This is a genomic window from Pseudomonas beijingensis, from assembly GCF_030687295.1.
Classification (GTDB): domain Bacteria; phylum Pseudomonadota; class Gammaproteobacteria; order Pseudomonadales; family Pseudomonadaceae; genus Aquipseudomonas; species Aquipseudomonas beijingensis.
This window is the reverse complement of sequence record NZ_CP117425.1, coordinates 2,991,163-3,003,138: the sequence shown is the minus strand read 5'-3', so window position 1 is coordinate 3,003,138 and position 11,976 is coordinate 2,991,163. Positions and strand designations below refer to the sequence as shown.

General features: G+C 61.4%; 12 protein-coding genes. 2 read left to right on the top strand and 10 right to left on the bottom strand.

Going from position 1 to position 11,976, the window contains the following annotated elements; genetic code table 11:
• Window positions 1-45: 45 nt before the first annotated feature.
• From PSH84_RS13610 to ppsA, 6 genes are all read right to left on the bottom strand, one after another.
• The gene (locus PSH84_RS13610) at window positions 46-870 is read right to left on the bottom strand and encodes a mechanosensitive ion channel family protein (protein ID WP_003199523.1); all 825 of its coding nucleotides are present in this window, start codon (window positions 868-870) and stop codon (window positions 46-48) included.
• Between the two features lie 2 nt (window positions 871-872).
• Window positions 873-1,118, bottom strand: coding sequence for a CrfX protein (locus PSH84_RS13605; protein ID WP_122567887.1), 246 nt, complete (start codon window positions 1,116-1,118; stop codon window positions 873-875).
• A gap of 63 nt (window positions 1,119-1,181) precedes the next feature.
• Window positions 1,182-2,177 carry a divalent cation transporter CmaX gene (cmaX, locus tag PSH84_RS13600; protein WP_122567886.1) on the bottom strand — a complete coding sequence of 332 codons (996 nt, stop codon included), beginning with the start codon at window positions 2,175-2,177 and terminating at the stop codon, window positions 1,182-1,184.
• 25 nt (window positions 2,178-2,202) lie between these two features.
• Complete coding sequence (gene rraA / locus PSH84_RS13595) at window positions 2,203-2,694, bottom strand: ribonuclease E activity regulator RraA (RefSeq protein WP_122567885.1); 492 nt, start codon at window positions 2,692-2,694, stop codon at window positions 2,203-2,205.
• A 126-nt stretch (window positions 2,695-2,820) separates the two neighbouring features.
• Window positions 2,821-3,810 carry an alpha/beta fold hydrolase gene (locus PSH84_RS13590; RefSeq protein WP_122567884.1) on the bottom strand — a complete coding sequence of 330 codons (990 nt, stop codon included), beginning with the start codon at window positions 3,808-3,810 and terminating at the stop codon, window positions 2,821-2,823.
• Window positions 3,811-3,968: 158 nt separating this feature from the next.
• Window positions 3,969-6,344, bottom strand: coding sequence for a phosphoenolpyruvate synthase (ppsA, locus tag PSH84_RS13585; protein WP_305483056.1), 2,376 nt, complete (start codon window positions 6,342-6,344; stop codon window positions 3,969-3,971).
• Between the two features lie 184 nt (window positions 6,345-6,528).
• Here ppsA and ppsR point away from each other — a divergent pair, with 184 nt between their 5' ends.
• On the top strand, window positions 6,529-7,347 hold the full coding sequence (gene ppsR, locus PSH84_RS13580; RefSeq protein WP_003199510.1) for a posphoenolpyruvate synthetase regulatory kinase/phosphorylase PpsR: 819 nt from the start codon (window positions 6,529-6,531) through the stop codon (window positions 7,345-7,347).
• 148 nt (window positions 7,348-7,495) lie between these two features.
• Here ppsR and PSH84_RS13575 read toward each other — a convergent pair whose 3' ends face one another.
• Entirely contained in the window at window positions 7,496-8,341 is an 846-nt protein-coding gene (locus PSH84_RS13575; protein ID WP_305483055.1) for a type 1 glutamine amidotransferase domain-containing protein, read from the bottom strand.
• A gap of 103 nt (window positions 8,342-8,444) precedes the next feature.
• On the opposite strand from PSH84_RS13575, the gene PSH84_RS13570 reads away from it, so the two are divergent.
• Complete coding sequence (locus PSH84_RS13570) at window positions 8,445-9,341, top strand: LysR family transcriptional regulator (RefSeq protein WP_122567881.1); 897 nt, start codon at window positions 8,445-8,447, stop codon at window positions 9,339-9,341.
• A gap of 190 nt (window positions 9,342-9,531) precedes the next feature.
• Here PSH84_RS13570 and PSH84_RS13565 read toward each other — a convergent pair whose 3' ends face one another.
• From PSH84_RS13565 to PSH84_RS13555, 3 genes are all read right to left on the bottom strand, one after another.
• Window positions 9,532-9,759, bottom strand: a complete 228-nt coding sequence (locus PSH84_RS13565; protein ID WP_014337323.1) for an MbtH family protein — start codon at window positions 9,757-9,759, stop codon at window positions 9,532-9,534.
• Between the two features lie 84 nt (window positions 9,760-9,843).
• Complete coding sequence (locus PSH84_RS13560; RefSeq protein WP_305483054.1) at window positions 9,844-11,256, bottom strand: aspartate aminotransferase family protein; 1,413 nt, start codon at window positions 11,254-11,256, stop codon at window positions 9,844-9,846.
• A gap of 97 nt (window positions 11,257-11,353) precedes the next feature.
• The gene (locus tag PSH84_RS13555; RefSeq protein WP_305470341.1) at window positions 11,354-11,875 is read right to left on the bottom strand and encodes a GNAT family N-acetyltransferase; all 522 of its coding nucleotides are present in this window, start codon (window positions 11,873-11,875) and stop codon (window positions 11,354-11,356) included.
• Window positions 11,876-11,976 lie beyond the last annotated feature (101 nt).

The following is an 11,976-nucleotide window of genomic DNA, read 5'->3' as shown; positions in this document are numbered from 1 at the left end:
GTAGCAGGCATTTCGCGGCGGCATACATTAGCAGGGTTTGCCGGGTTAGCGGCTACTCACATGCTGTTCCAGCAGGATCCGATTGGAAAGCGACACCAGCTCGCCCTCCTCGGTCAGCAATGTGGTTTTCACCGTGCCGATCTCTTCGATCTGGCCTTCGACCTCGCCAACACGCACTTGTTGCCCAACCTCATACAATTCACGCACATAGATTCCCGCAAGAATCTGACCGGCGATTTCCCGGCTTCCCAATCCCATTGCCAGCGCAACCGCCAGACCAACGGTAATCAATACGATCACGATCACGTGGTTGAGCAGGTCAGTCTTGACCTCCAACTGGCTGATCGCCACCGAAATACTGATGATAATCACCAGGCCCTGGGCGATACGCCCCACGCCAGCGGCGTAGTCCAGCCCGACGCCTTCGGCCGCACCGCGCACCAGCCCATTGGCCAGTTGCGCCAGCAGGACACCGACCAGCAACACCAGCGCGGCACCAAAAACCTTCGGCAAATACAATGCGAGCATATCGAGCGTAGCCGAAACTCGCTCAAGGCCAAGGGATTCTGCTGCGGAAACCAGGAAAATCAGCAAGACGAACCAGTACACGATCTTGCCGACCAGGGTCGAGATCGGTACCTGGATGCCGCCACGGGACAGCAGCTTGGTCAGGCCAGTGCCGCCCATCAGGCGATCGAGGCCCAGCTTGGCGAGCAGCTTGGACAGCAGCGTGTCCAGCAACTTGGCCACGACAAAACCCAACAACAGCACCACCAGCGCGCCGAAGAGGTTCGGGATGAAGTTAGCTACCTTGGTCCACAACGCAGTCATTGCCGTGACGAGGCTCTGGGTCCAGAGATCAAGTTCCATATTCAATCAGCCTTATCAGCGGTGCGAGCAACAGGTTTACGGCGGGAAACCGGCGAGACATGGGCCGATCCATTATTCAGGGCGATCATCAGCGCGGGCAACCAACGGCCCAGCAGGCTGAACAGATCGCCCGCACCGACCTGGCGGTTGGCGGTTTTCAGTACACGCCCCAAGCACGCGTCGTCGTCCCGGCTGGACGGCGAAGCCTTGAGCATGTCGCGCAAAGACTGTTCAAACGGATCGTGCATACGCACCTCTCGTGATGTCTGTGGAAGACGCGATCACATTTGGTCGGGTCACATGAAACCCCATCACACCCAGCGCAAGCGGCGAAACAACCACCACTGCCCCAGCGCCACGCAGATCATCAGCAGGCACGCGACCATGAAACCGTAGGGACTTTCGGAGAACGGAATGCCGCCGACGTTGATACCCAAAAGACCGGTGAGAAAACTCATCGGCAGGAAAATCCCGGTGACGATGCCGAAGCGGTACATGGTGCGGTTCATGCGCACCGAAAGTCGCCGGTCTTCAGCCTCCAGCACAAGCCCCACGCGCTCTCGGGTCAATTCAAGCTCTTCGAGATAACGGGTCAGGCTGTTGTTCAATTCGTTCCAATAGTCGCCGTCTTCCTCCAGGAACCATGGCAACTTGATCCGCGACATCTGGCCGAAAATATCCCGTTGTGGTGCCAGGAAACGCTTCAGTCCGGCGGCCCTTCGACGGATGTGCAAAATGGCGTCATGCTCGGGTGCATACCGTTCGTCGGCGTCGAGTTTTTCTTCCTCGCCATCGACGATTTCCGAGAGGCAAGTGACCAGGTCCTGCACCTTGTCGGTGAGGTATTGCGCCATATAAAGGATGAGCTCAGAGGCGTTTTCAGGCCCCTTGCCTTCAGCCAGTTGCGCCAACAATTCATCGGTAGCGCGCAACGGCCGCAGGCGCAGGGAGATCACCCGCTGGGCGGACGCGAAGATCCGTACCGAGACCATGTCTTCAGGTTCGGCGCCCGGGTTGAGGTTGATCCCCCGCAGGAACAGCAGCATCTCGGCATTGGGCAACGGCAACAACCGCGGCCGCGTGTTCTCTTCGAGCAGCAGGTCGCAGTTGAATTCGCTCAAGCCGCTGGATTTGCGCAGCCAGGTGTGGGTTTGCGGATGACTGCGATCCCAGTGCAGCCACAGGCTTTCGTGGGCCTGCAACTGCAAATCGTCGAGTTCGGTCCGGGCTATGGAACGCGCGCCGCCTTTACCATCCAGCACCAGGGCATGCACCAGCCCCCATTGCGCGTTTTCTTCCTCGAACATCCTCATCCCTTATGGCAGTGGTGCTTCATTCAGGCATTTTCAGCGGGCTTGGCGAAACGATCACGCCGTTGTTGTCGGCATAGACATACTCACCCGGGCGGAACGTCACGCCGGCAAAGGTCACCGCTACATTGAGCTCGCCGACGCCGAGCCGGTTGGTTTTCATCGGATGGCTGGCCAGGGCCTGGACCCCGAGGTCGGTCTGGGCGATGACATCGACGTCGCGGATGCAACCGTAGATCACCAGCCCTTCCCAGCCATTTTTCGCGGCTTTTTCCGCCAGCATGTCCCCCAGCAGTGCCCGACGCAGGGAACCGCCGCCGTCGACCACCAGCACCTTGCCGTTGCCTTTGAGTTCAACTTGCTCCTTGACCCGCGAGTTGTCCTCGAAGCACTTGATGGTCACGATTTCGCCACCGAAGGAGTCGCGGCCACCGAAATTGCTGAACATCGGTTCCAACACCTGCACCAGTTCCGGGTAGGCGTCGCACAGGTCGGGCGTGAGGTAATGGTTCATCGAACAACTCCTGAAAGGCTGGAACGTCAGACTGAATGAGCAACCGTTTGTGACTGGAACCGCTAGACGCGTCATATCTTAGCCGCAAGCCGACCAGAGCGAAATGCCCTTGTCAGAGCCTTCGCTTCAAACCGCCTCGGCCAGCTGGGGCTGTTCGCCCAGCAAGGGTGCCTGCTGATCCTCGAGCCAACGGGCCACCAACGGCCAGACCTCAAGGTGAGCGGCTTTGCTGACCAGCATCTCGACGTGACCGAAATCGTCACTGAAGCCCTGTCCCCGGCCCAGGCAGACAAACTGCTTGTGCGCGGAACCGATCTGATCGAAGAGTTTGCGGCACGCCCAGGTCGGGTCCTGGTGATCGCCGGCTGCACTCACCGCCAGCACTGGCAGCTGGACATCGGCCAACCCGGCCCACCAGTTTTTCTCGGCATCGCCGAAACGCCCGAACAGGCCGTACCAGCGCATGCTTTCCAGGGCCAGGCCGATGGGTTCGTCCTCGGGGCCGCGCTTGAGCCTTGAACCGGACAATTGGGCAAAACGCTTGAGAATGAAGCGACCGCTCCATTCCACCGGCGGGATCTTCAGCGGCCAGTAGGTGCGGCTGACCTGGGTGCCGAAAAACGCCGCCGACGCCACCGCGGGCTCACCCAGGTAGTGGCCGCCCAAAGCTGCCGCCAGGGTAATGCCACCCAGCGAATGACCGATCCAGTGGGGCACTTGCCCGCTCTGCTCACGCACGAAGGCGCCAATGGCCGGCAAGTCGTAACGGGCATAGTCGGCCACACGATTGTTGCGATAGCCCTGGTTGCGCTGGGACAAGCCGTGGCCGCGCATCTCGGGAATCCACACATCGAACCCCAGGCGTGCCAGGTACGCCCCCAGGCCCAGGCCCTTGGGCGAGTACCAGAAGCGCCGGTTGGAAAAACTGCCATGCAACAGAATCACCGGGACGCCACGGGTTTCACCGGCGTCGGCCATGCCCAATCGGGTGACAGCCAGTTCGACACTGGCGTCCGGGCTGTTGCCGGGTTTCAAGCGATAGACATCTTCGCTCAGATCACCGCGCCGCTCGGCGCTGATCAAGGCGACAGGAAAGAGGTTGCTGCTGCTTTGCATAATCTTCTTGCACAAAAAAAGACGACTGTGGGAGCGAGCTTGCTCGCGATTGCGGTGGATCAGCAAAAACAATCTTGGCTGACATTCCGCTATCGCGAGCAAGCTCGCTCCCACAAAGGTTACCCGCCTTACATTACCGGCGAGGCCCCTTCACTCAATCAGACCGCAGCCTGACCCTCAGCCAGGAAGAACCAGGTTTCCAGCACGGAGTCCGGGTTCAACGAAACGCTTTCGATGCCCTGCTCCATCAGCCATTTGGCCAGGTCCGGGTGGTCCGAAGGGCCCTGGCCGCAGATGCCGATGTACTTGCCGGCCTTGTTGCAAGCGGCAATGGCGTTGGCCAGCAGCTTCTTGACCGCCGGGTTACGCTCGTCGAACAGGTGGGCGATGATCCCGGAGTCGCGGTCCAGGCCCAGGGTCAATTGGGTCAGGTCGTTGGAACCGATGGAGAAACCGTCGAAGAACTCAAGGAACTCTTCAGCCAGGATGGCGTTGGACGGCAGCTCGCACATCATGATCACGCGCAGGCCGTTGTCGCCACGGGCCAGACCGTTTTCCGCCAGCAGGTCGACGACCTGGCTCGCTTCGCCCAGGGTCCGCACGAACGGCACCATGATCTCGACGTTGGTCAGGCCCATCTCGTTGCGCACGCGCTTGAGGGCGCGGCATTCGAGCTCGAAGCAGTCGCGGAACGATTCGCTGATGTAGCGCGAAGCACCACGGAAGCCCAGCATCGGGTTCTCTTCTTCCGGCTCGTAGAGCTTGCCGCCGATCAGGTTGGCGTATTCGTTGGACTTGAAGTCCGACAGGCGCACGATGACCTTTTTCGGCCAGAACGCCGCCGCCAGGGTGCTGATGCCTTCCACCAGTTTCTCGACGTAGAAGCCGACCGGGTCGTCGTAGCCGGCAATGCGCTTGTCGACGCTGTCCTTGATGTCCTGGGGCAGGCCGTCGTAGTTCAGCAGTGCCTTGGGGTGCACGCCGATCATGCGGTTGATGATGAATTCCAGGCGGGCCAGGCCCACGCCGGCGTTCGGCAACTGTGCGAAATCAAAGGCGCGGTCCGGGTTGCCGACGTTCATCATGATCTTGAACGGCAGGTCCGGCATGGCATCGACGGAGTTTTTCTTGATGTCGAAGCCCAGTTCCCCTTCGAAGATGTAACCGGTATCGCCTTCGGCGCAGGAAACGGTCACGCCCTGGCCGTCTTTCAACAGCTGGGTGGCGTTACCGCAACCCACAACAGCCGGAATACCCAGTTCACGGGCAATGATCGCCGCGTGGCAGGTACGCCCGCCGCGGTTGGTAACGATGGCGCTGGCGCGCTTCATCACCGGTTCCCAATCCGGGTCGGTCATGTCGGAGACCAGTACGTCGCCGGCCTGGACCTTGTCCATCTCCGAGACGTCCTTGATGATCCGCACCTTGCCCGCGCCGATGCGCTGGCCGATGGCACGGCCTTCCACCAGCACAGTGCCGGTTTCCTTGAGCAGGTAACGCTCCATGACGTTGGCCTGGGTACGGCTCTTCACGGTTTCCGGGCGGGCCTGCACGATGTAAAGCTTGCCGTCGTCACCGTCCTTGGCCCACTCGATGTCCATCGGGCACTTGTAGTGCTGCTCGATGATCATCGCCTGCTTGGCCAGCTCGCTGACTTCGGCGTCGCTCAGGCAGAAACGCGCGCGCTCGGCCTTGTCCACATCGACGGTTTTCACCGAACGACCGGCCTTGGCTTCGTCGCCGTAGATCATCTTGATGGCCTTGCTGCCCAGGTTGCGGCGCAGGATGGCCGGACGACCGGCTTGCAGCGTGCCTTTGTGAACGTAGAACTCATCCGGGTTCACCGCGCCTTGCACGACGGTTTCACCCAAGCCGTAGGCGCCGGTGATGAACACCACGTCACGGAAGCCCGACTCGGTGTCGAGGGTGAACATCACGCCGGCGGTGCCGGTTTCGGAGCGGACCATGCGCTGCACACCGGCGGACAGGGCGACCAATTTGTGGTCGAAGCCCTGGTGCACGCGGTAGGAAATGGCACGATCGTTGAAAAGGGAGGCGAAGACTTCCTTGGCTGCACGGATGACGTTTTCCACGCCACGGATGTTCAGGAAGGTTTCCTGCTGACCGCCAAAGGAGGCATCCGGCAGGTCTTCGGCGGTGGCCGAGGAGCGCACGGCGACGGCGATGTCGGGATTGCCTTCGGATAGCTTGGCGAAAGCGGTACGGATCTCGGCGTTCAGTTTCTCGGGGAACTCGGCTTCCATGATCCATTGGCGGATCTGGGCACCGGTCTTGGCCAGGGCGTTGACGTCATCGACGTCCAGGGCATCGAGCGCATCGTGGATCTGCTGGTTCAGGCCGCTCAGTTCCAGGAAATCACGATAAGCCTGGGCGGTCGTGGCGAAGCCACCTGGCACCGATACGCCGGCACCGGCGAGGTTGCTGATCATCTCGCCCAGGGATGCGTTCTTGCCCCCCACATGCTCCACATCATGGACGCCGAGCTTATCGAGGGAAACTACGTACTCTACCAAGGTGATCTCTCCACTAACTGTGTTGGAAAAGCTCAAGGCACCGGCGGCTCCAGGGGAGCGCTTGCCGGCGATATGGCCTGGACCTGGAAAATAAGTGAGAATGCAGGCCACTGGCGGCCGGCAAATCGCGCCTATCATATCCAAGAATCGTCACTAGCTCACTAGCTTAAGGCCCAAGGCGCAAATGAAACGATCTGCTTTCTTTATCTCCGACGGCACCGGCATCACGGCCGAAACGCTAGGCCAAAGCCTGTTGGCACAGTTCGAAAACATTACCTTCGCCAAATTCATACGTCCGTACATCGACAGCGTCGACAAGGCGCGGGCCATGGTACAGCAAATCAATAAAGCCGCCGAAACCGACGGTTTCCGCCCGATCATCTTCGATACCATCGTCAATCAGGACATCCGTGAGATTCTCGCAACGTCCAATGGTTTCATGATCGACATTTTTTCCACCTTCCTGGCGCCCCTGGAACAGGAGCTGAGCGAGCATTCCTCCTACTCGGTCGGCAAGTCCCATTCCATTGGCCACAACTCCAACTACATGGAGCGGATCGAGGCGGTCAATTTCGCGCTGGACAACGATGACGGCGCCCGCACGCATTATTACGACAAGGCCGACCTGATCCTAGTGGGCGTGTCGCGTTGTGGTAAGACACCGACGTGCCTGTACATGGCGATGCAATTCGGCATCCGCGCGGCCAACTATCCGCTGACCGAAGACGACATGGAGCGCCTGCAACTGCCCAGCGCGCTGCGCGCCCACCAGCACAAGCTGTTCGGCCTGACCATCGACCCGGACCGCCTCACCGCGATCCGCAACGAGCGCAAGCCCAACAGCCGTTATTCAAGCTACGCCCAGTGCGAGTTCGAAGTGCGCGAGGTGGAAAACCTGTTCCGGCGGGAGAACATTCCCCATATCAACTCCACGCATTTTTCCGTGGAAGAGATTTCGGCGAAGATCCTGGTGGAGAAAGGGGTGGAGCGGCGGTTCAAATAAAACCGCCACACCACTAAAACCTGTGGGAGCGAGCTTGCTCGCGATTGCGGAGTGTCAGCCGGCATCAATGTTGCTGATTCGCCACTATCGCGAGCAAGCTCGCTCCCACAGGAGGATCTCCCACAGGGAAATCGGTGGTGTTCCTGGGTCAGCGCTTCAGACGCTTGACCAACGCCTGCCCCACCGCCAGCGCCGACGCCGGGTTCTGGCCCGTGATCAATTCCCGATCCGTCACCACATGGGACGTCCACGGCGAGGTGTTGCTGCTGTAGTGCCCTCCCGCCTGCTCCAACGCGGTTTGCGGATAGAACTTCATGCTCCCGCCGCCCAGCAGGCCCTTGGCCAGCTCTTCTTCCTGATTGCTGATCACCGTCATCTTGTACCCGGCATAGATCCAGTCGGCCTTGCCCGAGGCCTGGCCTTTGGCGGCCAACTGACCCACGAAACCCTCGGCATCAGGCAGCGTCGACAGCAGCGCGATTGGCCCGTGGCAAACCAGCGCGGTGGTCTTGCCCTTGTCATGGAAGTGCGTCAGCACCCGCCCCAACAGTGCGCTCGTCAGCAAATCCTGCATCGGCGCATGCCCACCTGGGATGTACAGGGCGTCGAACTGCTCCAGGCCGATCTGCTCGACACGGGCCAGGCTGATCACCGGCGAGTCCTTGGCCGCCGTGATGTTCAACTGCGCCAGCAACGCCTGATAGCGCTCCAGCTCCGCCGAGTCGTTATTGAAATACATCTTGTCCACCGAGGACCGGTCCAGCGTCGGCGCCTTGCCTTCGGGCGTCGCGAACGTCACCTGGTGACCGGCATCCAGCAACAGTTTCACCGGTTGCAGCAGCTCGTTGAGGTAGAACCCGGTGGAGAAGACCTGGCCATTTTTCAAATCCAGATGATCGGAATCGGACAGGACCACCAGCACGTTATCGGCATGGGCCGCGACACTGATGCCTGCCAGAACGACAGATGTTGCCAAGGTCGTGAGCTTTTTCATGATGACTCCAGAACGCTTCGAGAAAAGATGCGCTCACTGTATTGATGCGCTTACCGGCGATAAACTTGTTCTCCGGAACATCACTTGGCCCCTGGAGGCAACAATGCCCCGTCGATTCGATCATCTGGCCGACGTGGAGGCCTTCGTCACGGTCGTGGAGAAAGGCACCCTCAGCGCCGGAGCCGTGGCGCTGGGCACCACACCTTCGGTCCTGAGCCGCGCCATTTCCCGCCTCGAAGCCCGGCTCGGGGTGCAACTGTTGCGACGCACGACCCGGCGGCTGAACCTGACCGATGCCGGCACGTTGTACCTGGAACAGTCGCGCTCGGCCTTTGCCCTGATTGACGACGCCGAGCGGCGAATCCAGGGCCAGGACGGTGTCTTGACCGGACGCGTGCGCTTGAGCGTACCGACCACCTACGGTCATTACCGCCTGCCATCGCTGCTGTCGCGTTTCGCCCAGGCGTGCCCGCAAGTTCGGGTCGAACTGAGCATCACCAACCGCAATGTCGATCTGGTCGCTGAGGGGTATGACTTGGCAATCCGCCTTGGGCCGCTGCCGGACAGCGGGCTGGTCGGGCGCAAACTCGAAGACGCCCGCCTTTGCCTGGTGGCTGCGCCGCAGTATCTGGAACGCGCCGGAACGCCCCGGCACCTCGATGAACTGGCTGCCCACGCTTGCCTGCCCTTCGTGATGCCCAGCAGCGGACGCATCGCACCCTGGCTGTTTCGCTTAAATCAGGAAGATCGAGAATGGCTGCCGACGGGCAATGTGCAAGTGTCCGACGATGTATTGGGCATCGTGTCCCTGGCTCAGGCCGGGATGGGGATCTGCCAGACCTATGACTTCATTGTCCGGGAGCGAATCGAGCGTGGGGAACTGGTGGCGTTGCTGGAGGACGTTGGCGGGCGCAGCCGACCGTTTTCGATCATCTACCCGCCCCATCGACAATTGCCAGCGGCGGCACGGGCGTTGATTGATTTTTTGATTGGGCAATAGCTGGTACCGCCGGCCGTCCCTGTGGGAGCGAGCTTGCTCGCGATGGCGGCGTGTCAGCCGGCATCGATGTTGCTGATCCGCCGCCATCGCGAGCAAGCTCGCTCCCACAGGGGTTCCGATGTGACTGCAGGATTTGCATCCTCCCGCAGCCATCCTGTGGAAAGCTTCCTTGCTGCCACAGGTTCTACATTCAATGAACCGCAGCCGCCTGCTCCTCCATCTTCTTGCGCAGGCTCAGCGGGCGCATGTCGGTCCAGACTTCTTCGATGTAGGCCAGGCATTCCTTCTTGAAGCCGCTTTTGCCAACGGTGCGCCAGCCCTCGGGGACGGCCTTGTAGTCCGGCCAGATCGAATACTGTTCTTCGTGGTTGACCACGACCTGAAAGACGATGTCCTCGCGGTCGAATACTGAAGTCATGGGTGTCTCTCCATCTTTGCTCGAGGTTCGCTGCGTCGCATACGCAGCCAGGATATGAAAGGAACGTACGGGGCCGGGTGAAAATTAGCTGTCGGTGACCGCCGCATGCAGGGCTCGCCCGAAAATCTCGGCGACCCGGTCGATTTCCGCCCGGGTGATGATCAACGGTGGCAGGAACCGCACCACGCCGCCCTGCCGGCCGCCCAGCTCCAGGATCAGCCCGCGCTTGAGGCATTCGCGTTGCAGCCGTGGCGCCAACTGTGCATGCACCGGCGGATGACCGAGGGCATCCGGCTTGCCCGCCGGGTCTACCAGTTCAACACCAAGCATCAACCCGCGACCGCGGATATCGCCCAGTTGCGGGAAGTCTCGCTGCAGGATGCGCAGGTGCTCGCTCAAGCGTTCGCCCATGGCGGCGGCGTGGGCCGGCAGGTCGTGCTCACGCAGATAGCGCATGACTGCGGAACCGGCGGCCATGGCCATCTGATTGCCACGGAAGGTCCCGGCGTGAGCGCCCGGCAGCCAGGTGTCGAGCCACTCGCGGTAAACCACCACCGCCAGCGGCAAGCTGCCGCCGATGGCCTTGGACAGCACGACCACATCCGGGATGATCCCGGCATGCTCGAAGGCAAACATTTTGCCGGTACGGCCGAAGCCGCTCTGGATTTCGTCGACGATCAACGCCACCCCTGCCTGCTCGGTGATCCGTCGCAAGCCGCGCAGCCAGTCCAGGTCGGCGGGAATGACCCCGCCCTCGCCCTGCACCACTTCGACGATGACCGCCGCCGGCAATTGCACGCCGGCCTCCGGGTCGTTCAGCAGGTTTTCCAGATAATGCAGGTTGGCCTTGACGCCCTCGACACCGCCCAGCCCGAACGGGCAGCGGTAATCGTAGGGGTATGGCATGAACTGCACACCACTGCTGAGCAAGGCGCCCAAGGGTTTCTTCGGCCCCAGGCTGCCCATCAGGCTCAATGCCCCCTGGCTCATGCCGTGGTAACCGCCCTGGAACGACAGCACGGTGCTGCGTCCGGTGGCGGTGCGCACCAGCTTGAGGGCGGCTTCCACCGCGTCGGTACCGGTGGGGCCGCAGAACTGGATTTTCGCCTCGGCGGCCAGCTCTATCGGCAACAGACCGAACAGATCCTGGACGAAGCGGTCCTTGACCGGTGTGGTCAGGTCCAGGGTGTGCAACGGCAGTTCATCGGCCAGCACCTGCTGGATCGCGTCGATCACCACCGGGTGGTTATGCCCCAGCGCCAGCGTGCCGGCGCCGGCCAGGCAATCGATGAAGGTACGGCCCTCGACGTCCTCGACATACAATCCCTTGGCGCGCTTGAGGGCCAGGGGTATCCGCCGTGGATAGCTGCGGGCATTGGATTCCTGCCGACTCTGGCGCGCCAGCAGTGGTGATTCATTGAACTGGTAGAGCGTCTCGGCCGGCACCGGGCTGACCCGGGCCGGCTGTGCTTCGATAAGGCTGTTGGCGACTGACATCTCTCGACCCCGCAGTACGTAGTGACCCAAAACGACACACCGGGCAGGTGCGCATCCGGTCGGGGCGCACATGCAGGTTTCCTGTTGTGGAAACGCATCAGCCACGGACGGATTTACTCGCGGGCAGCACTTTCGCCAGTGGCGCGATCAGTGGCTTGTGCATCGCGATGGCCTTGACCCCGCCGACGGCGAAGGCGTCAGCGCTTTGCTCGAAGCCCAGGTGTCGATAGAACGCCTGGCTGCTACGGGTGCTGTTGAGACGCACCCGGGCCACCCCGCGCCCGCGCAGCCAGGCCTCGATGTCCCGCACCAGCGCCTGGCCGACACCGCGGCGGAAGGACTCCGGTTGTACATAGCAGAAGGCGATCCGGCCACTGGCCGAGGCCATGGCGACACCCGCCGGCCGCCCCTGCAAACGTGCCAGGGTCAGGCGCAAGCGTGGGTCGGCCAACCAGGGGTGGATATGCGCAAGGGTGTTATTGCGTACCCAGGCGGCGACGATAGTGGGGTCGTTGCGGTGTTCGGCGGCACACCCGATCCGTATGGAGCGTTCGGCGATCCGGCTGATGATGCCGGCATCGCTGGGCGTGGCCGTGCAGATTTCGATGAACGTGTCCATGGCGCGGTTTTCCTCAGTCCTTGAGTCGAGCTGAAAAAAACATAGACCCGGATAAGGCCGAGGCGCCAATGGCGGATCGTTACAGCAGATGTACACAAGCC